General features: G+C 40.3%; 21 protein-coding genes, 1 tRNA gene and 1 other RNA gene. 15 read left to right on the top strand and 8 right to left on the bottom strand.

The genetic code is table 11. The annotated features are described in order from the left end of the window. Positions 1-90: 90 nt before the first annotated feature. Positions 91-1,242 carry a serine hydrolase domain-containing protein gene (locus QL986_RS08615; RefSeq protein WP_024602063.1) on the top strand — a complete coding sequence of 384 codons (1,152 nt, stop codon included), beginning with the start codon at positions 91-93 and terminating at the stop codon, positions 1,240-1,242. Beyond that, the gene (locus QL986_RS08610; protein WP_024602064.1) at positions 1,242-1,730 is read left to right on the top strand and encodes a histidine phosphatase family protein; all 489 of its coding nucleotides are present in this window, start codon (positions 1,242-1,244) and stop codon (positions 1,728-1,730) included. Before QL986_RS08615 ends, QL986_RS08610 begins: the two co-directional genes overlap by 1 nt. Before the next feature lie 58 nt (positions 1,731-1,788). Here the strand turns inward: QL986_RS08610 and yhbY are convergent, their stop codons facing one another. Further along, positions 1,789-2,085: a ribosome assembly RNA-binding protein YhbY gene (gene yhbY / locus QL986_RS08605; protein WP_008112687.1), complete on the bottom strand. Its 297-nt coding sequence runs from the start codon at positions 2,083-2,085 to the stop codon at positions 1,789-1,791. An 88-nt stretch (positions 2,086-2,173) separates the two neighbouring features. Here yhbY and rlmE point away from each other — a divergent pair, with 88 nt between their 5' ends. The 8 genes from rlmE (at position 2,174) to QL986_RS08565 (ending at position 10,320) form a co-directional block, all read left to right on the top strand. After that, positions 2,174-2,803 carry a 23S rRNA (uridine(2552)-2'-O)-methyltransferase RlmE gene (gene rlmE, locus QL986_RS08600; RefSeq protein WP_013465499.1) on the top strand — a complete coding sequence of 210 codons (630 nt, stop codon included), beginning with the start codon at positions 2,174-2,176 and terminating at the stop codon, positions 2,801-2,803. 66 nt (positions 2,804-2,869) lie between these two features. Beyond that, entirely contained in the window at positions 2,870-4,813 is a 1,944-nt protein-coding gene (ftsH, locus tag QL986_RS08595; RefSeq protein WP_033104106.1) for an ATP-dependent zinc metalloprotease FtsH, read from the top strand. Between the two features lie 95 nt (positions 4,814-4,908). Beyond that, the gene (gene folP, locus QL986_RS08590) at positions 4,909-5,754 is read left to right on the top strand and encodes a dihydropteroate synthase (RefSeq protein WP_013465497.1); all 846 of its coding nucleotides are present in this window, start codon (positions 4,909-4,911) and stop codon (positions 5,752-5,754) included. Further along, complete coding sequence (gene glmM / locus QL986_RS08585; protein ID WP_013465496.1) at positions 5,755-7,104, top strand: phosphoglucosamine mutase; 1,350 nt, start codon at positions 5,755-5,757, stop codon at positions 7,102-7,104. It begins immediately after the preceding gene. 72 nt (positions 7,105-7,176) lie between these two features. After that, entirely contained in the window at positions 7,177-7,926 is a 750-nt protein-coding gene (tpiA, locus tag QL986_RS08580; protein ID WP_013465495.1) for a triose-phosphate isomerase, read from the top strand. A gap of 1 nt (position 7,927) precedes the next feature. Next, a complete protein-coding gene (gene secG / locus QL986_RS08575) occupies positions 7,928-8,281 on the top strand; it encodes a preprotein translocase subunit SecG (RefSeq protein ID WP_128583059.1) in 354 nt (117 codons plus the stop codon). Positions 8,282-8,359: 78 nt separating this feature from the next. Continuing rightward, positions 8,360-8,444 (top strand) — tRNA-Leu (locus QL986_RS08570). A gap of 250 nt (positions 8,445-8,694) precedes the next feature. Next, a complete protein-coding gene (locus tag QL986_RS08565; RefSeq protein ID WP_128583073.1) occupies positions 8,695-10,320 on the top strand; it encodes a methyl-accepting chemotaxis protein in 1,626 nt (541 codons plus the stop codon). A 106-nt stretch (positions 10,321-10,426) separates the two neighbouring features. Here the strand turns inward: QL986_RS08565 and QL986_RS08560 are convergent, their stop codons facing one another. The 3 genes from QL986_RS08560 to QL986_RS08550 form a co-directional block, all read right to left on the bottom strand. Then, positions 10,427-10,834: a phosphate ABC transporter substrate-binding protein gene (locus QL986_RS08560; RefSeq protein WP_013465492.1), complete on the bottom strand. Its 408-nt coding sequence runs from the start codon at positions 10,832-10,834 to the stop codon at positions 10,427-10,429. Positions 10,835-10,846: 12 nt separating this feature from the next. Next, entirely contained in the window at positions 10,847-11,992 is a 1,146-nt protein-coding gene (locus QL986_RS08555) for a porin (RefSeq protein WP_013465491.1), read from the bottom strand. A gap of 241 nt (positions 11,993-12,233) precedes the next feature. Further along, the gene (locus tag QL986_RS08550) at positions 12,234-12,830 is read right to left on the bottom strand and encodes a LuxR C-terminal-related transcriptional regulator (RefSeq protein WP_128583060.1); all 597 of its coding nucleotides are present in this window, start codon (positions 12,828-12,830) and stop codon (positions 12,234-12,236) included. Between the two features lie 374 nt (positions 12,831-13,204). Here QL986_RS08550 and QL986_RS08545 point away from each other — a divergent pair, with 374 nt between their 5' ends. Next, positions 13,205-15,427 (top strand): TonB-dependent receptor, encoded by a 2,223-nt coding sequence (locus QL986_RS08545; protein ID WP_290191468.1) that lies wholly within the window; start codon positions 13,205-13,207, stop codon positions 15,425-15,427. A gap of 71 nt (positions 15,428-15,498) precedes the next feature. Here the strand turns inward: QL986_RS08545 and QL986_RS08540 are convergent, their stop codons facing one another. After that, the gene (locus QL986_RS08540; protein ID WP_013465487.1) at positions 15,499-15,864 is read right to left on the bottom strand and encodes a hypothetical protein; all 366 of its coding nucleotides are present in this window, start codon (positions 15,862-15,864) and stop codon (positions 15,499-15,501) included. Between the two features lie 49 nt (positions 15,865-15,913). On the opposite strand from QL986_RS08540, the gene QL986_RS08535 reads away from it, so the two are divergent. Together QL986_RS08535 and ggt are read left to right on the top strand one after the other, a co-directional pair. Continuing rightward, positions 15,914-16,459 carry a GNAT family N-acetyltransferase gene (locus QL986_RS08535; RefSeq protein WP_290191467.1) on the top strand — a complete coding sequence of 182 codons (546 nt, stop codon included), beginning with the start codon at positions 15,914-15,916 and terminating at the stop codon, positions 16,457-16,459. A gap of 111 nt (positions 16,460-16,570) precedes the next feature. Further along, positions 16,571-18,235 carry a gamma-glutamyltransferase gene (ggt, locus tag QL986_RS08530; RefSeq protein ID WP_290191466.1) on the top strand — a complete coding sequence of 555 codons (1,665 nt, stop codon included), beginning with the start codon at positions 16,571-16,573 and terminating at the stop codon, positions 18,233-18,235. A 77-nt stretch (positions 18,236-18,312) separates the two neighbouring features. On the opposite strand, the gene QL986_RS08525 is transcribed toward ggt, so the two are convergent. Both QL986_RS08525 and QL986_RS08520 read right to left on the bottom strand, forming a co-directional pair. Further along, positions 18,313-19,515: an aromatic amino acid transport family protein gene (locus QL986_RS08525; RefSeq protein ID WP_083494660.1), complete on the bottom strand. Its 1,203-nt coding sequence runs from the start codon at positions 19,513-19,515 to the stop codon at positions 18,313-18,315. Positions 19,516-19,817: 302 nt separating this feature from the next. Then, entirely contained in the window at positions 19,818-20,696 is an 879-nt protein-coding gene (locus QL986_RS08520; RefSeq protein WP_290191465.1) for an OmpA family protein, read from the bottom strand. 471 nt (positions 20,697-21,167) lie between these two features. Between QL986_RS08520 and rnt the strand changes: the two genes are divergently transcribed. Beyond that, positions 21,168-21,842 (top strand): ribonuclease T, encoded by a 675-nt coding sequence (rnt, locus tag QL986_RS08515; RefSeq protein ID WP_013465481.1) that lies wholly within the window; start codon positions 21,168-21,170, stop codon positions 21,840-21,842. A gap of 64 nt (positions 21,843-21,906) precedes the next feature. On the opposite strand, the gene QL986_RS08510 is transcribed toward rnt, so the two are convergent. Continuing rightward, entirely contained in the window at positions 21,907-23,532 is a 1,626-nt protein-coding gene (locus QL986_RS08510) for a FapA family protein (protein ID WP_290191464.1), read from the bottom strand. A gap of 249 nt (positions 23,533-23,781) precedes the next feature. Here QL986_RS08510 and ssrA point away from each other — a divergent pair. Continuing rightward, positions 23,782-24,138: a transfer-messenger RNA gene (gene ssrA, locus QL986_RS08505) on the top strand. The last annotated feature ends 26 nt before the right edge of the window (positions 24,139-24,164 follow it).

The raw sequence follows: 24,164 nt of genomic DNA, 5'->3' as shown, positions 1-24,164 counted from the left end.
CATTAATCGAACATATTGTACGTTAGTCCGAGCAAAAGTTCATGATATTATAGAGGCTGATTATGACTAAAAAAGAAAAATTAGCTAAGAATGAAGTATTTTAACTCCTTACCCTTTTATTTTTTTGCTTTATGTATTTTAGGGACGCATTTACAGGCAAGCGCAAGCACAGATCCTGACTGGGAAGCTTTTGTTAAAAATTATGGACGCTACGTAGAAAAAAAACTAAAAGTAAAAAAGATTCCGGGCGGAGCGCTTTCCATCGTCAACGCACAAGCGCGTGACTATATTCATACAATGGGGCATACCAAAGTGCGCAGTGGGCAAAAAATTAATCCACACACTCGGTTTCGTTTGGCCTCAGTATCTAAAACGTTTGCAGGGTCGTTAGCGGCAAAACTTGCAAATGAAGAACAACTTAATTTGTATTTTCCTGTTAGTCATTACATTCCTGAATTTAAACAAACCGACTACAAAGATGATTTAAAGGTTTTTCATATTTTAAGCCATTCTAGTGGGCTAGTACCGAATGCATACGATAATTTAATCGAATCGCGAATGGGGTATAGCGATATTGTAGAAAAGCTATTAAGTGTAAAACCCATATGCGAACCCGGTGACTGTTATGGCTATCAAAATGTCATGTTTAGTTTAATTGATGACGTGATTTTAAAAAGCACCAACAAAACTTATACTCAGTGGCTCAATGACGCATTTTTTATCCCTCTAAAAATGAACGATGCAAGCTTAGGCTACGATGCCATGGTGCAAGATAGTAACTACGCACACCCTCATGTGCGTGGGAAAAAGCGTTGGTACAGTGCCCGTTTGAAAAAGAATTATTATAAAGTCGCTCCGGCAGCTGGGGTAAACGCAAGTGCGTCAGATATGGCTATTTGGTTAAATGCGCAATTAGGGCAATATCCATCGGTATTATCCTTAGAAGCATTGGCCACGCAAACGCGTCCTTATACACATACTAAAAAAGAACGCTACAGACGAGTATGGCGAGAGCACATGAACGAAGCCTACTATGGGCTAGGCTGGCGTGTGTATGATTATGATGATGAAACGCTTTATTACCACAGTGGTTGGGTGCAAGGCTACCGCAGTGACTTAGTGGTTTTTCCGCACTTAAATGTAGGCTTTAGTTTGATTTTAAATGCAGAAACTGGACTCATTAATGAGCTTACTACTGAGTTTATAAATCGCCTATTAGCATATAAACGAGAGAAGCAATAATGAACGCCCACATAAAAACATTGTTAATAGCATTATTACTTATTTGCCAACCCGCCTTTTCTGCCCCTGAACAGGTTTACTTGTTTCGACATAGCGAAAAACAAACAGGGGAAAATCCATTTCTAACTGCCCAAGGCCAAGCGCGTGCTGAGCACTTGGTTTCGTTAGTTAACACCTATCCAAACATAACGTTATTCAGCAGTAACTATAACCGTACCCTAAACACGGCAGCGCCATTAGCCGCGTATTATAATATTAAAGTTATTACCTATGATGCTGCTGATCTAATGACATTGAAAAAACAATTATTAGCACAAAATGGCGTTGTGGTAGTAATAGGGCATAGTAATACCACACCGCAGTTGGCTTCATTATTGAGTAACCAAGCTATTGAAAGTATGGATGAGAGTCAGTACGGGCATTATTATTTAGTGAGTAAACTAGAAAATAATAGTTATGAAGTTAAAACGCTGACAATGGGTTTTTAAGCAGGCATAAAAAAACCAGCAATGGCTGGTTTTTTTGTTTTACCTTTAAATGGCCTTATTAGCCACGAGGTAATTGAATTTTTTTCTCAGGGCTTTGACGATAAAGCACAATCGTATGACCGATAGTCTGTAATTTAGTAGCCCCTGTTTCGCGAACAATAGCATCAAAAATAAGCTTTTTGGTTTCACGATCGTCTGTTGGCACCTTCACTTTAATTAATTCGTGAATTTCTAGTGCGCTTTGGATTTCAACTACTACGCCTTCGGTTAAACCGTTAGAACCTAGTAAAACTACAGGCTTAAGGCTATGCGCCTGACCTTTTAAAAACTGCTTTTGTTTGTTTGATAATGTCATGATATTACAAATTTTGCTGAATATGGCTTGAATTAAGGGTATTCTAACGCCATCTAGAGAATATTACTAATTAGTTGCGTGTTAATTTATGACAAATAAAAAACAGTCAGCCAGTTCACAACGTTGGCTTAAAGAACATTTTGATGATAAATATGTTCAAGAAGCGCAAAAAAAAGGCTGGCGCTCTCGAGCTGTTTTCAAATTAGACGAAATCCAAAACAAAGATAAGTTATTGCGCCCAGCGATGACTGTTGTTGATTTAGGCGCAGCCCCAGGGAGTTGGTCACAATACTTAGCTGAAAAAGTGGGTGACAAAGGCCAAGTGGTTGCGTGTGATATTTTACCTATGGACTCTTTAGCGGGCGTTGACTTTTTACAAGGCGATTTTCGTGAAGAAGCGGTACTTGATGCATTGTTAAAACGCATTGATGGTAAAAATGTAGATGTGGTATTGTCTGATATGGCACCTAACATGAGTGGCAATAACTCGGTTGATCAGGCAGGCAGCATGTACTTGGTTGAGCTTGCACTTGATATGTGCAACCAAGTTTTAAAGAAAAATGGCGCGTTTATTGTTAAAGTATTCCAAGGTGAAGGCTTTGATCAATATTTGCAAGATGTACGTAATAGTTTTAAAGCAGTGAAGATACGTAAACCGGATGCCTCGCGTCCCCGTTCTCGGGAAGTATATATAGTAGCGACTGGATACAAACTGTAGTACAGTTGCTTGGCGTTTAGTTGAATTTAAATTAATTGGATACAAGAGGTTAACCCCTTGAGCGATATGGCGAAAAATCTAATACTCTGGCTGGTTATTGCAGTAGTGCTTATGTCAGTATTTCAGAGCTTTAATGGCGGCGATCAAGTTGATCGTCAAACAAGTTACAGTCAATTTGTAAAAGACGCCCGTAGCGGCTCTATACAAGAAGTGTCCATTGAAAGTGGTAGTGGCACAATTACTGGTATAAAAAATAGTGGCGAGCGTTTTCAAACCATTATGCCTATTTATGACAAAGACATTTTAAATGATTTGTTAAAAAGCGATGTGAACGTTAAAGGTGTTAAACCTGAAGAACAATCATTTTTAGCAAGCATTTTTATTTCTTGGTTCCCTATGATCCTGCTTATTGGTGTGTGGATTTTCTTCATGCGTCAGATGCAAGGTGGCGGTGGCAAAGGCGCCATGTCATTTGGTAAAAGTAAAGCCCGCTTAATGAGTGAAGATCAAGTCAAAACGACCTTTGCTGATGTAGCTGGTTGTGATGAAGCCAAAGACGATGTAACCGAGCTGGTGGACTTTTTACGTGACCCTTCTAAGTTTCAAAAATTAGGCGGTAGTATTCCTAAAGGCGTACTTATGGTCGGTCCTCCAGGTACAGGTAAAACATTACTTGCTAAGGCTGTTGCTGGTGAAGCAAAAGTACCGTTCTTTACTATTTCGGGTTCTGACTTTGTTGAAATGTTTGTAGGTGTAGGTGCATCACGTGTACGTGACATGTTCGAACAAGCTAAAAAAGCAGCTCCTTGTATTATCTTTATCGATGAAATTGATGCGGTAGGGCGTAAACGTGGCGCTGGTATGGGGGGCGGCCATGATGAACGTGAGCAAACTCTAAACCAAATGCTTGTTGAAATGGATGGCTTTGAAGGTAATGAAGGTATCATCGTTATTGCTGCGACAAACCGCCCTGACGTACTAGACCCTGCGTTACTTCGTCCTGGTCGTTTTGACCGTCAAGTAGTGGTCGGTTTACCTGATATTCGTGGTCGTGAACAAATTCTCAAAGTACATATGCGTAAAGTGCCATTAGGCGATAACGTTGAAGCGGCCGTGATTGCACGTGGTACACCAGGATTCTCGGGTGCTGATCTCGCTAACCTTGTAAATGAAGCGGCTTTGTATGCTGCACGTGGCAATAAACGTGTTGTTAGTATGGCTGAATTCGACGCTGCGAAAGATAAAATCATGATGGGCGCTGAGCGCAAGACCATGGTTATGAGTGAGCAAGAGAAAGAAATGACGGCTTACCATGAAGCTGGCCACGCAATTGTAGGTCGTATGGTGCCAGAGCACGACCCGGTTTATAAAGTATCTATTATCCCACGTGGCCGAGCGCTAGGTGTGACTATGTATTTACCAGAACAAGATCGTGTTAGTCACTCTAAAGAGCTTTTAGAATCAATGATTTCAAGCCTTTACGGTGGTCGTATTGCTGAGGCAATCATTTATGGTGAAGACAAAGTAACCACGGGTGCAAGCAATGACATTGAACGTGCCACTGATATTGCGCGTAAGATGGTGACTCAGTGGGGCTTAAGCGAAAAGTTAGGTCCATTACTTTATGCTGAAGATCAAAGTGAGATGTACATGGGTGGCGGTGGTGGTCGCTCTATGAGCATGTCTGATGAGACGGCGAAAGTAATTGATGCAGAAGTACGTTTATTCTCAGACCGCAACTATCAACGTGCAGAATCAATATTGAAAGAAAACATTGATATTCTGCATGCAATGAAAGATGCACTAATGAAGTATGAAACCATTGATGCGAAGCAAATTGATGATTTAATGGCTCGTCAGCCTGTACGTGAACCACGTGATGCGCATGACCGTCATGAAGCTAAACCAGAAAAAGAAGATGTTTCTAAAGACAAACCAGTTGATGAAGTACAAAAACCAGCTGATGAATCTAAAAAAGATGAAACAAACCTTGATGATAAAGCTGAATAATCGTTAAAATAACGTATCCAAAAGCCCCGAAGTTCGGGGCTTTTTTGTATCAGTTTGATGTAAATAACTAAAATTATCACATATTAAGGTTAGCGATGAATAATAAAATTAACCTTGCGCGCGGCCGAACGCTTGATTTTGCAGAGCCTGTGATTATGGGGATCGTGAATGTTACCCCTGATTCATTTTCTGATGGCGGTCAGTTCTTAAATACAACTGCCGCGCTGAGTCATGCGATGCAATTACTTGATGATGGTGCGACCATTTTAGATATCGGTGGCGAGTCAACACGCCCAGGCGCACCTGATGTTAGCCTTGAAGATGAGCTAAAGCGTGTTATTCCTATTATTAAAGCTATTCGTGAGCAAAGTGACTGCGTTATTTCAATCGATACCAGTAAAGCTGAGGTGATGCGCCAAGCGATTGAAGCCGGTGCTGATATTGTCAACGATGTACGGGCATTGCAAGAACCCGGCGCAATTGATGTGGTTGCACAGTTTCCTGAGGTAGCAGTGTGTTTAATGCATATGCAAGGGCAACCTCGTAGTATGCAACACGCTCCTCACTATAATGACTTAGCGGGTGAGATAAACGATTTTTTTAGCCAGCGAATAGCCGCATGTGAAGCTGCTGGCATTAAACAAAGCCAGTTAATTTTAGATCCTGGTTTTGGTTTTGGAAAAACACTAAAGCATAATTATCAAATATTGGCTCAATTTAACGATTATGCAAAATTGGGACTTCCTTTGCTCGCGGGATTATCGCGTAAGTCAATGATTGGTAAATTATTAAATAGAGACACAGACGATAGATTGGCAGGCAGTTTAGCTGGAGCACTGATCGCCGCACAAAACGGTGCACACATTATTCGTGTGCATGATGTAAAAGAAACCGCAGATGTGCTTGGCGTATATCAAGCCTGCAAACAAGGAGTACTTTAAATGAAAGAAAGAAAATATTTTGGCACGGACGGTGTGCGTGGTTTAGTAGGTCAAGGTCCTATTAACCCAGAGTTTGCGATGAAATTGGGTTGGGCCGCAGGGCGTGTACTCTCACTTCATGGCACTAAAAAAGTCATTATAGGTAAAGACACTCGTATTTCAGGTTACATGCTTGAGACTGCCCTAGAGGCTGGATTAATTGCAGCAGGTATTGATGTTATTCTTTTAGGGCCGATGCCAACGCCTGCAGTTGCTTATTTAGCGCAAACGTTTCGCGCTGAAGCGGGGATAGTGATCAGCGCATCACATAATCCTTATTATGATAACGGCATTAAGTTTTTCAATGGCCAAGGTTTAAAGTTAGATGATGAGGTAGAGCTACAAATTGAAGCGATGCTTGACGAGCCTATGACCTGTGTTGCTTCTGACAAGTTAGGTAAAGCAACACGTTTATCTAGCGCTGATGGCCGTTATATTGAATTTTGTAAAAGCCAGTTTCCACAAGGATTGTCCCTGGAAGGAATTAAAATTGTTTTAGATTGTGCTAATGGTGCTACATACCATATTGCTCCTTCTGTAATGCGAGAGCTTGGTGCAGAGGTGATCACCCATGCATGTGAGCCAAACGGTGTAAACATTAACCATGAATGTGGCGCAACCCATGTTGATACATTAAAGCGTAAAGTACTTGAACACAAAGCGGATGTCGGTATCGCCTATGATGGCGACGGCGACCGTGTGATGATGGTTGATCATAATGGCCGCGTATTCGACGGTGATGATTTGGTTTATATTATTGCTTGCCAAGCTGCACAAGATGACAATTTAGGCGGTGGTGTTGTTGGCACGGTTATGTCGAATATGGGACTTGAAAATGCGTTAAAAGCAAAAAACATTGCTTTTGCTCGCAGTAAAGTCGGTGATCGTTATGTGATGGAACTGCTGCAGCAAAAAGGCTGGAAAATTGGCGGTGAAAGCTCAGGCCATGTGTTGAATCTAGATTTAATCAGCACGGGTGATGGCATCATCTCAAGCTTACAAGTGCTTGCTGCTATGGTAGCACAAAATCGTACACTTCAAGACTTAGGAGCCGGTTTTACTAAGTACCCAATGAAAATGATTAACGTACGTTACACTGCCGGTACTGATCCGACCCAAGCACCCGAAGTGCTCGCTGCAGTTGCTGAAGTAGAGCAAAGCTTAGCAGATAAAGGGCGCGTATTACTGCGTAAATCAGGCACTGAGCCTGTAGTACGAGTAATGGTTGAAGCTGAGCAAGAAAAAATAGTAATAGATAGTGCACAGAAAATAGCAGCGGTTGTCGAATCTATGAGCAAACAAACTGATTGATAACAATAACCTCTTGTAACTTTGGGCGAGTCGAGTTAATATCTCGCCCGCTTTCTAATGTGGAGTGGAAAAATGGCAGCACGCAAAGCGATGGTCGCAGGCAACTGGAAAATGAATGGTTCATTAGAACTCGTTCAACAACTGTCTGATGCTATTAACGATGTTAAATCTTCTGAAGTAAACATTGTTTTATTTCCTCCGTTTCCTCTAGTCCCAGCAATGATTGCAAGTGGTGTAACAACAGGCACGCAAACAGTGTCTGAAAATACCCCAGGTGCGTTTACTGGTGAAGTAGATGCAGAGCTAATTAAGCAGCTAGGTGCGAAATATGTACTGGTTGGTCACTCTGAACGACGCAGCATATACAAAGAAAGCAATGATACCGTTGCTGCAAAATTTGCTCGCGCGCAACAAGTAGGTCTAACGCCTATTTTATGTGTTGGCGAAAGCGAAACAGAGCAAGAAAGCGGTCAAACAGAACAAGTAGTTGCTGCGCAGATTGACGCAGTAATTAATAAATTAGGTGTAGCAGCACTAAAAGAATCTGTGATAGCATATGAGCCCGTTTGGGCTATAGGCACAGGTAAGACTGCATCGCCTGAACAGGCACAAAGTGTTCACAAATTTATCCGTGACAAAATTGCTGCACTAGATAGCGATTTAGCACAAGGGCTAACCATCTTATATGGTGGTAGCGTTAATGAAAAAAATAGCGAATTATTATTTGCGCAAACAGATATAGACGGCGGCCTAATTGGAGGCGCAAGTTTAAAAGCAGAATCATTTACTGCTATCTGCAATAGTGCAAAAGGGACCGTATAAGATGTACGAAATTTTATTAGTAGTGTATTTAATTGTAGCTTTAGCGCTTGTTGGTATGGTTTTGATCCAACAAGGTAAAGGTGCGGACATGGGGTCATCATTTGGTGCCGGTGCATCGTCTACAGTTTTCGGTTCTTCTGGGGCTGGGAATTTCATGACGAAAACGACAACGGTATTAGCTACAATCTTTTTTGTGCTTAGTATTGTGTTAGGTAACCTAACTGCCGGTCAAATTAAAAAGACTGACGAATGGGAAAACCTAGAAGCGGCTCCAGCTGTTGAAACAGTGTCTCCAGTTGAAGAAGATGTGCCAGTCACATCAACTAAAGAGCAAAGCTCTGACGTACCAAATTAATTTAGTTTTAAATCGTTAAGTTGTTTATTTCCCTCAAATAAACATGCGGACTTAACACTAAGCAATAGCTTAAAAAATGCGGATGTGGTGGAATTGGTAGACACGCTACCTTGAGGGGGTAGTGCTTTCGGGCGTGGGGGTTCAAGTCCCCCCATCCGCACCAAATACAAAAACCAGTAACAGCAATGTTACTGGTTTTTTTGTGCCTAAAATTTAAAATATTAAACAACTCTTTTAGGATTAATGTTGATCATTGAGTAGAACACTCTATATTTCAATTGTTAGTGTTTACAAAAGAATATTACGGTATATTTAACTTTATGTATAAAAAGCGTCTAAAGTTAAAAATAAAGTTAACATTTCTGCATCTTAAGCCGATAATAACTATAGATAATTAAACGGAGTAAATGAATATGGCTTCAGGTTTCTCTTTTAAAAACCTCAGCATTACTAAAAAAATACATGCAATTACATCTATAGCGATCATCGCATTCTTAGTAATCGTTTTGGTTAACTACTTTGCCATGAACGAAAATCGCATATCACTCAATGAAATGGAGAAATCGTCTTATAAAGTAGCCAAATTAACCTTGGCTAACGTTAGTATTTTAGAAAAATTAGATGAATTATACACCCAGGCTGTAACCTTTGGTGAGCAAGACTTAGTAACAAAGGCGAGTGAAACCTATGCGCAGTTGGTTACTAATCTTGGTGCGATTGAGGCAATTAATACCTCTTATATTGATAATGATACAAAAACACGACTAGCTAATTACGAAAAAATATCTGCAACTATTGCCAATGGTATGGTTAATGGCACGGCAGATTTCAGTAAAATTCAACAACAAGCTCAGCTTAAAACAAGCCTATATGAAGCCGTATTAACCAGCTTTAAAAACGCACAACAAAAAGCAGATGCTCGCTTTTTCGAACTGGTGGCCAATACAAAAGCACGTTCTGATGATGCACTTAACTTAATGCTGGTTGTTGCGGTAGTTTCATTAGCACTGTTATTACTAATGGCCATTTGGATTGCGCGTAATATCGGTTCATCAGCCAGTGATGCCGCTAATAATTTAAGCCTTTTGGCAAGTGGTAAAGGGTCGTTAAGTACCAAGCTTGCTGTTAACTCAGAGGATGAAATAGGACAGGTATCTATAAACTTTAATGCTTTTATTAGCCTGCTTAGAGAAACCGTTTTAGAAGTCATCGCGGTATGTGAACCGTTAATGGAAAATTCAACCCGTCTTGTACAAGGGATGGAGCGAGCGGAGAGAGCGACCACCAAACAAACCACCGATGCAGATGTTGTTAAACAGTCGATGGAAGAAATGAAGCAAAGCGTGGGTGATATTTCACAATCAGCTGCAAGCGCATCTAATGCCGTGCAAACCGCAGAAAAAGAAGTAGATCAAAGCCGAATACAAGTAAAAATGTCTGTAAATGCGTCGCGAACGCTAAGTGATGAAATTAATATAGCGGCCAGCACCATTAATAAGTTAGCTGATGACACTAAAAATGTATCGCAAATATTAAATGTAATTACATCCATTGCCGAGCAAACAAACTTATTAGCCCTAAATGCCGCAATAGAAGCTGCACGCGCGGGTGAACATGGCCGAGGCTTTGCCGTGGTTGCAGATGAAGTCCGTGAGCTTGCCTCTCGTACGGCGCAGTCAACTAATGAAATACGTGAATTGTTAAGTACATTAAGTGTGGCAGCTAATGAATCTGTAAGCGCGATGACCTCTGCAAGAGATATGGCAACCGATAATGCTAGTGCAGCAGAGCAAACCGGTGTTTCGATTGAAAAAATTGCAGAGCAAATACTAGAAATTAATGGCATGAACTCGCAAATTGCAGCTGCAACAGAAGAGCAAACCTCTGTTGCTGCAATGGTTGTAGACAACGTATCTAATATGCATGTTTCATTTGAAGATACTATGAGCTCACTAAAAGCAGTAAGAGATGTGGCTAAAAACTTACATTACCTTTCAGATAACTTATTAGATGCAACTGCTAAGTTTAAAATTGAGTAGTTGCTAAAGCACATTACTTTAACGTTTTATGATTTTGTAAAACGTTAAGGGATAAAAAAGCCCGCAATAAAGTATTTATTGCGGGCTTTTATTTTAATTTAGCAGATTAATACTTACCCACTACTTTAACTTTATCACTTACTTTGGCGCTATCGATATAGCCAATTGCATCTGCATTAGCAGCGACAAAATCAATCACAGCTTGGTCATTATCAAGTTTACCCGGCGGTGTGCCTTTACCTGTAAATACGAGCTTTGACCAATAGGCATTTAACTGACTACCCGATTTACCAACAAGTTTGTCGTTAAATTCATCAGCGACTGCAGTGCCATTTTGATTAACAGGATTAACTTTGGTGCCATCGGCAAACGATTTGCTCTTGCCAAGGTATATTTTTTTAATATCGTCTTGGCTTACTGCATTAGCATTCGCAGGGTTAATGATGACTGCAACTTCAGCAAAAACTGCTGAGCTACATAATGTTAGCATGCTGGCTAAAATTAATTTTTTCATGATTCGCTCCAATTAAAATACTAAATCAACGCCAACGGCCACTACGTCGGTTTCAGTATTTGTTATGTCATCTTTTAAGCGGCTAAAGTCTACTTTTAAGGCAGCCATTGGGTGGAAATCATAACGAGCACCAATAGTGTACACATTACTTTTTGCTTTAGAGCCTTCCAAAACTTGGTTAAGGCCAGCATTTAATTGCGGCACAGTTGGGATTGCATTATAACGATTACTGTCATGCTCATCATCGTTATTTTCATAGGTTAAATGAACAAGCCATTCATCCATACGGTAGCCTAAGGATGTGTAATATTGAGTTTGCTTAGCGAGCGCACTGTTATCTACTTCAAACTGTGTGTATTCAGCGTCAAACAAGATATTGTTGTAATCAATTGAAAAGCCAAGCGCTAAAAATGCACCATCGTCTTCGTCAATAGCAATACTGTTTGCTTGGTCAACAAAACCTGAGTTACGAAGGGCTTGTTCTAAGCCGTTAAGGGCCATACCTTCGGCCGTATCATTTTCAATCTCAATACTCGTTTCGGCAACAAAGTAAGCAGCGCGAGCACTGAACCAATCGTAACTTAATGTCCAGTTTAACCCTGCAATATCATTAAGCTCGGTATCACCATTAACAGATACTACGGCAATATTATCATCGAAGCTGCCGTAAATAACCTGTAGAGTAGAGTCCCAATCACCAAGCTGAGTTGTATGTAATAAGCTTAGGCCTTCATAGGTTGAAAAAGGTAAGTTATATACAGACTGAGGTGGGCGCACCCAGCGGTAGGTATAGCCAACATCTAAAAAGTCAGAGTAACGATAAAACGGTGCACGCATTTTACCAGCACTGATCTGTAATTCGTCAGATATCTCATAAGTTAAGTATGCCCATTCAAAATCGGCATCAAAATCATTTTCGCCGCGAGCCACTATTTGGGCTGTAGCGGATAGCTTCTCTTGCAAATCAGCAGTTAGCTGAAGAGCAAATACGCTTTCATTTTTGAATGAAATATCATCATCATATCCATATAAAGTTTGATCACTATCGAGCGACTTACCACCGACAATAGAAGCAAACCCATTAATACGAACTTCAGCACTCGCGTTGCTTGTGGCAAGTGCGCAACAAATTGCTACTGCTACAGATAGTTTTTTCATTGTGTATCCTATTTAATTTCATGTGTATCCCGCTGCAGTATAAGACGAGTATTAACTTTTTTCTAATTAAAATTAATAAATTAAGTACTTTTCACTACCTTTTTGCAACAAGAACACATGACTGTGATTGAAAATTAAGGCTTTTATATTTTAAGGTAATGTAACTAGCTGAGTTTTTTGAATTATTTATGATGAGATAATATTTACTGCAGTACGTATTAAGTAGTAATTATTTTTTTAGTTATAAACGTGAATTTATATTTTTTAAGTTATCTTGGCACCAACGAATTGCTTGCTGTTTATTTTTGACCGCTATTTTTTTATAAATTTTATGTAAGTGCACTCTCACCGTCGCTTCACTTATAAATAAACTATCAGCAATAGCACTGGAATGAAGTCCGCTAAAGAGTAGATTGAGTACTTTAATTTCTTTATCGGTTAGGTTAGTTGTTTGCAAAGCGTTTTTTTGCTCTGTATCGAGCATTTGGCGCATCCAAATGTCACTAATGGTTCGTGGAAACCACAATTCACCTTGTTTAATTGCATCTAACCCTCTATTGAACAACTCTTCACTAGTATCTTGATAAAAAAGACCTTTTAAATTTGGCCATTCTTTGAGTGAAGCCGCATCGGTATTTTTAGGGATATTAAAAATAACGAGCCCTTGGTAATTATTTGTATGAATAAATTGGTTTAAAAGTTCGTAATTAGTAAGAGAATTTAGGGCTGAATAGCAGACTAACAATATGTCGTTATTCAATGTAGTAAAAAATAATGGATTATAGTGGTTGTTGTTAAAAAGCATGTTAGCTGATTGTGTGGTCTGTTTTTTTGTCATGCTTTTCACCTAAAAATGGCTTTGCTGTAGACTTAAATATAAAGGGTCTTTGGATATTGTCATAATCTCATGTAGCTTTAATGTGTTTTTCACAATAAATTATGTGTGCGATTTATGCATAACATGGCTGCTGGATAATTTTAAAGTCTTAATTTAAAACCAAAGTTGCGTCATTATTGAGATAATTAGTTCAGATTAAAAACTGAAAATTAATTTTTTTGTATAAACTAAAGTTAAATATACATTTTGTAACTTTTATGTAATACAATACACTCCCAGAGGAAAGATGCATCTAAGCATCTTTTTTTATGCCTACAGTTTATGTTTACACAACATATAACGCATAATTAAATTAATACCCTTTGGAGAAAACCTTGAAATTACGCACCCTCTCACAGTTAAGTTTAGCGGTTATTGCAGCCCTAACAACTTGTGTAAATGCACAAGAAGCTAAAACCACTGCCAAACAAGACGCGTTTGAAAAAATTGAAGTTACAGCACGTAAACGTACCGAGAGCTTGTTCGAATCTCCAACTGCAATTACATCAATAGGCGCTAACCTTATTGATAAAGCCAATATGGGTAACTTAGAAGACATTGGCAAATACGTTCCTAACTTAAACATTACTCGTTATGGTGTTGGTAACGCGGCACATGCTTCTGTATTTATTCGCGGCATTGGTTTACAAGATCACATTATAACAACCGATCCCGGTGTAGGTGTTTACCTAGATGGCGTTTACCTAGGTCGCCAAATGGGGTCTAACTTATCGCTTCCTAATGTTGAGCGTGTAGAAGTACTGCGCGGTCCACAAGGTACTCTATATGGTCGAAACACGTTAGGTGGTGCGGTAAACGTTATTACCAAACAACCGGGCGATGAAGGTATTTTAACAACGTCTGCAAAATTAGGTAGTCGTGGACGTATTGCTGGCGATATTTACTTCAATAACTCATTAAATGATGAAGTAAGTATGTCTGCAAGTGCGTCATACAAAACACGCGACGGTGTTGGCGAAGCGGTAAACCTAGCGAACCCAGAAAAAGAAATAGGTGAAGAAGAAGAGTTTAGCGGTCGTGTTGCTCTTAAATGGCAAGCAAATTCAGATCTTGCATTTACGTTTTCTTTAGACGGTGTTGATAACGAGTCAGGCCAATCTCCTTATACAATTGAACTGACAGAACCACTTGACCCAAATGATGTATTCAATGGTGACTTTCCATTACTTACACAAGACATGATCCCATCAGACCCAGATGATTTAGGTACTACTGTTGCTGGTATTGAGTCAACGTCATACTCTGGTTGGGGTACGTCTTTAACTGCTGATTGGGCGATTAACGATACATACACAGCTAAATTTATTTCAAGCTATCGTACATCTGAGTATGAAGGTGGCCTAGATGATGATGCATCACCTCTAAACTTATCAGAATTTCCTGAAGAAGGTGGAGCCGATCAGTACTCATTTGAGCTTCAGTTAAATGCAACATTCGACAACATGGATTTTGTTTCTGGTCTTTACTTCTTTAACGAAGATGGCTTCACTCGTTCAGGTCCATTTGTATTTAGCCCGTTCAATACACCAAATGGCTTGTTGAATGATGGCGTTACTCCTTCATTTGGTGGTTACGGCGACTTTGAAATTAATCAAGAAACTAACTCATATGCAGCTTATATTAATGCTAGCTACGATTTAACTGATGATTTAACTGTTGGCGGTGGATTGCGTTATTCTAAAGACGAAAAAGACGCAAACGCGCAGTTCCCAACATTCCCTGTACCTAAGTTTGTAAGTGCTGATTTTGACGCGGTGACATGGGACATTAATGCATCATACCAAATCAGCAATAACATGAATGTGTATGGTCAAATTCAAAAAGGTTATCAAACTGGTGGCTTCCCACCGCGTCCATTTGGCGGACCAGATCAGTTTGTGTCGTTCGACGAAACTAAAGCGGTTAACTACGAAATGGGCTTGAAAGGCCAGGTACACGAAAACGTATCTATGATGTTAGCGGTATTTGTTACTGATTACACTGATTTAGCACTTCCGTTTTCAGATCCAACAGCGGGTGGTGGTTTTGTAACTATTGTTGAAAATGCGGGCCAATCAAAAGCACAAGGTATAGAGCTTGAAACCACCGTTGCTATCACTGACGACTTTACAATAAGAAGTGCTGTAGGTTACCTAGATTCAGAAATTACAGAGGTTGAAGCCGGCGTTCAAGGTATTGGTAAAGGTGATTCACCGGCTTTAACACCTCGCTGGACTGTAATGGTTGCCCCATCATACTTTATGGATTTAGACAGCGGTGCGACAGTTGCACTTAATGCTAATTATTCATACCGTAGTGAAATGCAAGGTCAGTCAGTATATAGCCAAAGTGAAACAATTGATTCGCGTGAGTTAGTTGGCTTTAATATTTCTTACACTAACGCATATGGCGATATGGAAGTAACACTTTATGGCGAAAACGTTCTGAACGAAGTTTACGATGTAGGACGTCTACAGCAAACTGGCTTTGTTGGCGTTATGCGCAGTAATGATCGTAGTGAGTTTGGTTTAAAATTCAAAAAAGACTTTGAACTATAATCTATATTTTACTTTAAAAGTAAAACAAAAAAGGTAAGCCATGGCTTACCTTTTTTTATGGTTAAAAATAATTAACCTTCTTTATGTTCTTTACGTGCCTGCTCAATTTCTGCGGCAATTTCACGTGCTTTTTGCTTGGTTTTTTCAGTCAGCTCGCCAGCCGCTTCTTTGCTTTTAATCCATGCATCAACAGCTACTTCTTTGCCGTCGTCGTACATGTCTAAGCCCATTTCTTTACTCTCTTCAAGTAGCTCATTTAATGATTCATCATTTTTAAGCTCATTGGTTTTTTCCTTTACTTCATTCCAAGTTTCATCAAGCTTTTCTTTCACTTGAGCGCTTGTTTCTTTTGCATCTTGTTTTACTTCGTTGGCATCTTCACAGCCAGTTAACGTAATTAAAGTGCCTAATAAAGCTAAACCTGCTAATTTCTTCATTTACTATCTCCTTTAGAGAAAATTATATTTCAGAGGTAACTATACAACAATGAAAATGAACATAGCTGTAACAACACGATTAAGTTTTAAATTAATGGACGAACATGATTGGCCGCAATTATACGAGCTCGATCAAGACCCAGCCGTTATGCAGTATTTAACACAAGGTAAACCCACTTCGCTTGAAGAGATAAAAACAGTCAGTATTCCCAGAATGCTTGCTTATCGTAACGAGCAACAAGGGTGGGGGTTATGGCAAGTAACCTTGCGTGAAAGCAATACCTTTATAGGATGGGTACTTGTTCGGCCGATGGGCTTTTTTTCAGATACGCCTGATTTTAGTGATATTGAAGTGGGCTGGCGGTTTAAGCAAGCGAGTTGGGGCAAAGGGTATGCTATTGAAGCGGCAGGCGCTATTTGTTCAGAGCTTGAAAAGCAACGCCAAGTAAAGGCAATTAGCGCTACAGCACTGACCTCAAATGTTGGCTCAATTAATGTTATGAAAAAACTCAGTATGCAGCTTAAACATTATTATATTCATACAGAGGATGGCTCAAATTTAACAGCCGTACTTTATTCAAAGTCATGTGGATAATCTAACAACAATCCTAAGCTCTTTAAATGTGGCGTATAAATATTGACCTAGTGTTTGTTACTGTGCATTAATGTTTGCCATCAATGTATAAAAATAACCTAAGGATATGGGATGGGATCACTTTTTTCACCACGCATGCTAATTATTAGCAGTGTCTTAATAATACAAGTAGGCTTTTTTAATGTAGCGGCTAAACAAAGTGCGGTGGCGATGCCCGACACATTTAGTGCCCACGCTGCAAAAGCCGTGTTAGAGCAAGGCGGCAACGCGGTTGATGCCGCTATTGCTGCTCAGTTTGTATTAGCCGTTACGCTCCCCGAAGCGGGTAATATTGGTGGCGGTGGGTTTATGCTTATCCATAAAGATGGAAAAGGTGATTTTATAGATTACCGCGAAACCGCGCCCAGTGCCGCGCATCGTGATATGTATTTAGATGAGCAGGGGCAAGTAATTGAAAATAAATCTATTTACGGCATACACGCTAGTGGCGTGCCTGGCAGTGTCGCAGGAATGTGGTTAGCCCATAAAAAGCATGGTACGTTACCGTGGAAAGCGTTAGTGCAACCTGCAGTAATATTAGCAGAGCTGGGCTTTGTTGTGCCTGAAAAGTTGGCTCAGCTGATTGAGGACTATATAGCGCATCTAAATAATAAAAACATTAATGTAAATTTTGCCAGTTATTTTGCTACAGCTACGGCAGGTGCGCTTTTTAAACAACCAGAGCTAGCTGCCACACTCAAGCGCATTCGCGATGACGGTCAAGATGGCTTTTATCAAGGTGAAACTGCCGCAATTATTGCAAAATTTATGCACCAACATGGCGGGATCATTAACCAAGATGACTTAAAACGTTATCGTGCTAAATCGCGGACTCCTATAAAAGCGAACTGGAATGGCTACCAAGTGCTTACTTCACCGCCACCAAGTTCAGGCGGCATTGCTATATTGCAATGGCTGAAAATGTATGAGCTTAAAAAACCAACGCCTGCACAACAACATAATTCAGTAGGGTATGTGCATTTATTGGCTGAAATAGGTAAGCGAGTATTTGCCGATAGAGCAGAGTACTTAGGCGATCCTGATTTTTACCAAGTACCTACAGCAAAACTACTTGCAGAAAATTATCTTAAAAACCGTAGTAGCAGTATAGATTTAAAGGCTATTTCAACCACCGAAAACATTAAACCCGGTTTAAAAGAAAGCGAGCAAACCACTCACTTTTCCATTGTCGATAACATGGGTAACGCTGTAGCTAATACCACCACCATTAATTTAGGCTTTGGCAGTGGTGTGGTGGTAGAAGGCGCAGGCTTTATTTTAAACGATGAAATGGATGACTTTAGCGCTAAACCCGGGGTTATGAATGTATTTGGTGCCATTGGCGGCAAAGCAAATGAAATTCAGCCGCATAAACGTATGCTCAGCTCTATGACCCCCACTATTTTACTCAGTAATAATCAGGTGAAAATGGTAACAGGGTCGCCAGGTGGCACTACTATTATTAGCTCGGTGTATCAATCGATACTCAACGCGATTGAATTTAATATGAGCGCCGATGATGTGGTAAATAGCCCGCGTTTTCATCATCAGTTATGGCCAAAAAATGTTATCAGAGCACATGCCGGCTTGGAGCCATCAGTAAAACAACAGCTGATAAAAATGGGCTACACAGTGGACGAACGCCACTTTGGTGATATGCATGTGATTATTAATCATAATGGCAAATTAGATGCGGCGTCAGAGCAAAGCGGTAGAGGAAAAGCAATCGTGTTTTAACGTTAGCGTTTGCATGGCAATCCCCCCAAACTCTTGTTTGGGGGGATTGCCAATAGAGTATTACTTATTATGGGGTATTAACCTATTGCAGGTATTAGCCCTGCCATTTGCAGGCATTGCGCACTAATAATTGAAATGCCACACAAAGCGGCTATGGCTAAACCAATATTACCGCTTCGTACTTTATAACCGCTTTTTTCAACGCCTTGACGCTGTTTGTACACCATACTCACCGGCAAAAATACAGCCAATATCACCAATGCAATGGCGGCATAACCTAATGCCATAATAAACCCTTGCGGATAAAATAAGGCAAACCCAAGAGGAGGAATAAAGGTAATAAATGCGGTTTTTATTCTATCTGCGCCCGTATCTGCTTTTTTGAATGTGTCGGCAAAAAAGTCAAACAACCCTAAGCTCACTCCTAAAAATGACGTTGCCAGCGCTAAATCAGCAAAAAGCTTAACGGCTGTAGAAACGCTCGTGTTGTTAGCAATATTTGCCACACTGGCTACAAACCCGCTTAAGCCTTCACTTTCGAGAAGTTGGGCTTGGCTCATTATACCTTGGCTTAATACCTGCCAAAAAATATAAATAACCAGTGGTAAAGAGGCGCCTGCAATCATAACTTTGCGTAAGGTTTTTATGTCAAGGCCAACGTATTTAACAATAGAAGGAATAGAGCCATGAAAGCCAAAAGAGGTAAATACCACCGGAATAGCCGAAAGTATCAGCCCTTGCTCAACCGGCATTTCAAGTAAGTGCTGGCCATGCACATAAGGCGTAAGCATATAAAATAAGCTACCCAATACCACTATTTTTATACTAAACAGCACTCTATTAAGCTTATCTACCTTGCTGGTGCCTAAAGTGACAACACCTGCAATCACCACCGCTAAAATAACGGAGCCTAACTGTGGGGCAATACTTAAGTTAAAACCAGTGTTTATACGTTCTTGTAGCTGGGCTCCGCCACCTGCTATGTAGGCCGCGCATAACGCATAAAATAAAAATATCATTGAAAAGTTAGCCACATACTGACCGCGCTTACCTAGCCAAAGCTTAGCCAAGGTATTTAAGGTGGCGTCGCGAGGGGCGTATTGATGTAGTTCCAACATAAGTAAAGCGGTGTAGGTCATAAGTAACCAACAACCGATAATTAATACCATCGCGGTATTAAATCCAAGCCCTGCAGAGGCGATAGGCAGGGCAAGCATACCTGCACCTATGGTGGTTCCTGCAACAATTAACATGCTACCTATTGTTTTATTTTTAAGCACTTAATGATCCTGATCAAACGTGAGAGACACGCAAGATATAACTAGTTGTGTAAAACTTAAATAGTTTTGTCATAAAAGAGACAAAATAAAATGTAATCTTCTATTTACAACTGTATTAAAAAAGCCAAAATCATCAAAAAAAGGAAATTTAACTTATTAATATAAATGAAAAAATAAAAAGCTAAATGTTAATAATTAAAAGGGAGGTTGTTTGCTATGTATAAAATAGGCATCACAAAAATGGTATGTATTGACCGAAAGCGTTATCCATTACACCGTCGGTCGAAAAGGAATACGACAATTTACATTTTAGCGATTTGAATCACTAAGCGGCGGTTTTTATCACGGCCTAAAATATTGTCATTAGTATCTACAAAGCGTTTTTCACCAAAGCCTTCAGTAACCACTTTAGCTTCATCAACGCCTAAGCCAACCATGTAATCTTTAATCTCCTTAGCACGCTTTCTTGATAAATCGAGGTTATTCCAGCGGCCACCGTAACTATCGGTATAGGATGCAATACTGATTGACTCTATACTGGGGTCGTTTTTCAAATACTCAGCAATTTTATCAAGGCGTTGTTGCGATGACTTAGTTAACTTACTGCTATTAGATTCATAGTTCATTATAGTGAACGAAATATCTTCAAAATTGTATGGCAGTAGTTCATCGCGACACTGTAAAAACGCCCAATACGCTTGCTTAAAGTTAACATTAGACATGCCCACGGCAATTTTATCGGCACTATTTTGCCAGTCTTGGTAGTAAAAAGTGGGTTGGTTACCTTTTTCAAGCTCAGTAAGCATTTCCCATGCTGTTTTATTACCTAATTCACCATCAAACTTTTTAAGTAATTTCATATCAGCAATATCACGGGCAGGGCGGCCTGCTCGCCAGCTAGGTGGCACCGCTTTCAAACCGGCAATCGCGTAATTTTCTGGGCGCACAACCATGTCTAAATTAAAGGTGAGATCTTTGTTTTTACTGGCTGATGCTTTAAAAACGGCTTCACCATAGTAGGGAACTTCATGATTTAATTGGCATTGTAAGCGAGTTGTTTTAACCAAGTTCCAGTTTGAATTATCTTGGTTAGCCGTGTACTGGCGCATTGCCGCAGTTGTATTCAAACTACACAGCACACTACTAATGCTTAGGCTAATAAATAACAACTTACACTTCATTGAGAATTCTCCAGTTATCTAGCTTTGCCAAAAAAGTGACAAAAACCGTAAAATATTACGCAACAGTAAATAATTCAGCGCAAACGCTAGGGTCTGTTGACCTTTCAAGGTTAAATTTGCAGCAGCCTGTTTGGTATTTAGGCAAGGCAGCGCCTATATGGTGTGGTTATTCCCCATAAATAGGCGATAACAAAGCATCAATGCCAAACAGGCGCTGCCCGAAGGGTTCTGCCTAGGGGCGATTTACTCTTTGTTGCTCGGTTTTTACTTAGCCCACTAGGTTACAAACCTCGCGCCGCGATTAAACCGCCCCTAGCTTGAACAAATTTTAATCCGCAACGGTCAACAGACCCTAATTACTAAGCAAGTAACATGCCTATAGTTTAACTGCAATTAATCAATAAATCCCCTAGCCGACAGGGGCCCAATTTTGACATAATAGACAGCTAATCCCTATAAACCAAGAATACTATGGCAAATACTGAGCAAACACTTTTCGCACAACGCTTTCGTGGCTTTTTTCCAGTGGTTATTGATGTTGAAACCGCCGGTTTTAACAAAGAAACCGACGCACTACTTGAAATTGCAGCATCCGTTTTAAAAATGGATGACGAGGGATTGCTTAGCATAGATCATACTGTTCATTTTCATGTGCAACCGTTTGAGGGCGCAAACATTGAACAAGCCGCCATTGAGTTTAATGGTATTGAGCCTTTTTCAGCACTGCGAGGGGCAGTCCCTGAAGAAGAGGCGATTAAAGAAATTTGTAAAGTAGTGCGCAAAGCGCAAAAAGCCGCAGGGTGTCAGCGCTCAGTGGTGGTTGCTCATAATGCTGCTTTTGATCATGGCTTTTTAAATGCGGCTATTGAGCGTAATAACATTAAGCGCACACCATTTCATCCGTTTGTTAGTTTTGATACCACATCACTTGCAGGCTTGGCATTAGGGCAAACAGTATTGGCTAAAGCATGCCGCGCGGCAGGAATAGAGTTTGATAACAAACAAGCACACTCTGCGTTATACGATACAGAACGCACCGCTGAATTATATTGTTTAATTGTCAATCGTTGGCAGCAACTAGGTGGTTGGCCACTTGCTATAGATGAAACACAACAAAACGAAGACGAAGTAAGCAACCAAGATTAGCATAAACTCAGCTCATATTAATGAGTGTTCACTGTGTGGGCTGAGCCAGTCTTAATATGCGTTATTAAAACGATTGCGTTATTTTACCTTCACTGTGAGTGATTAAATGTGGTGGATAATTACGCGAAAAGCTAATTGATTCTCGTGCAATTTTAAGCTCCACCCCGGGGTGCATAAGCTCATTAACTTTTAAACGACTGAGCGCTAAAAGCTGCGCCATTTTCTTTCTTAGCAACTGCTTTTGCTGACTGATACTGGCGCTTCGGTTTGCTATGTGTTCTTCATTCGTTGTTATTTTATTCAAAAACTGCTGACGCTGTGCGCTTGCAACTTGTTTATTAATTCGCTGGCGCGCTTGCTGTAGTTCAATTGACTTACTGATTAAAACTTTTTCAAAGTCAGTGATTTGCGCTTGTTTTTGTTTTAGCACATACCATCGCTGTGCGATGCAAACACGGGTTTTAGTTCCTGCTGGTGCGCCCAATTCACCTGTTTCAATGCGCATTGCGTCTAGAATATGACCACCAATAATTTTCCCTTTAGGATCTTTTGCGCTGCCAACCCTAATTAAATTTCCAGCACTCAAGTCACAATGTAATGATTGGCGTTCTATTAATAAGTTTTGCTCCGTTTTTATGTCACAGTATTGAGAGTAACCAAGTGCAACGGTTCGTTTAGCAAAAATAGAACAGGTGAATGGCTCATCGGCTTCTCGTTTTCTGCCAATTGCCCCCTTTACTATTGTGATGGCGTTATTACTTTTTAACTGCGCCGATTCAACAAAACCTAAAACAGTAATATCGCCGGTAGCAGTCACGCGCATGCCATCTTTTATATCACCACTGACTATAATACTGCCATCAAATTCAACATGGCCGGTACTTGGGTCAATATTATGAAAACATAAAACATCATCAACACGCATACCACGGGGAAGGGCAACCGGTACACCAGTACAGTCGGCAATTAGTAAGTTGGGGTTATCGGGCGCAATTTTAGTACCGTCAAAAGGTTGTAATTTATGCTCTTTGCCAGGGATTGCAGTTAGCACATCTCCAAACACAGTAAAGCCATCAACTCCCGATGTTGCTGGAATACGCCGCATTAGTTCACACCCAGGTTTTACAGTAATAATATCACCTAGGTTTCTCATATCGACTTTACCACCGCCCTTAGCTTGCGGGCTAAGTACGCGGTCTTGCGCTGTGCAGCAAAGACGCACAAATTTGGCATCGTTACCCACTTTAGGCGCGCGACCAAAAGCGACTTCAGCGCAATGCGTGCTTCCTGAGGGTTGTTCTAATTGTTGTGCCAATAACTGTTCTAATGCATGAGAGCTAATACCCTTTACAATCCCTGCCTGAGCTAACACGTCAATTGCTTGTTCCATGTTAAGTAATTTACCGCCCTTAGCAGTAATAAGGGTAGCTTCAACAAGCATATTTTTTTCATCAATGTTAATGGTTAGCTTTGCATCAATGGCTTGAGCAACCACCAAAGAGGGGGTCTCTTCGTCGTTATTTTGAGCAAACAACTTACCAATATTGCTAGCAATAATGTCACACTCGCAATATTCTGACTGCCTAATTAATTCAATAAGCTGTGTTGCTGTTGAGGCTAAACCTGAGACATTAGGGTGGGAGAGCAAAGAGATATGCCCCGTTTGCTCATCAAAAGAAAAAACCGACATTTATAAATCCTCTAGGTAATATGCCTGTTATTATTTTTTATATTGTATTAGACCAAGGTCTAGCCCTACATTTGAGCATAAAGCATCATGCTTGTTAAGTAATTGTTTCTTAATTATCCAATATTTTACATTTAAAAGTGTGTTTGATGCAGGATTAACCAACCAATAAAATAAAACGCCTAAGGTGTTGAGTATTGATGGGTTACTCAGTTATACTGCTTGCACGCTCTGAATGAGTAACCTTATTCAGGGGCTGATTAGGATTCGACGGAATTCAAGAAGCCCAAGGTGCATGTCGAGGTGCGGTTTGCCTCGTAAAAAAGCCGCAATTTAAAGTAATCGCAAACGACGATAACTACTCTCTAGCAGCTTAGGCTGGCTAGCGCTCCTTCCATGTATTCTTGTGGACTGGATTTTGGAGTGTCACCCTAACACCTGATCGCGACGGAAACCCTGGCCGGGGTTGAAGCGTTAAAACTAAGCGGCCTCGCCTTTATCTACCGTGTTTGTCCGGGATTTAAAGGTTAATTAAATGACAATACTAAACATGTAGTACCGACGGTCGAGGCTTTTCGGACGGGGGTTCAAATCCCCCCAGCTCCACCAATAACGGTTTTTAAATTCGTTTGTTT

Origin of the sequence: Pseudoalteromonas sp. APC 3250 (assembly GCF_030407915.1) — a bacterium.
Classification (GTDB): Bacteria; Pseudomonadota; Gammaproteobacteria; order Enterobacterales; family Alteromonadaceae; genus Pseudoalteromonas; species Pseudoalteromonas tetraodonis.
The sequence above is the reverse complement of the archived record's forward strand: the minus strand, read 5'-3'. Positions and strand labels throughout refer to the sequence as shown.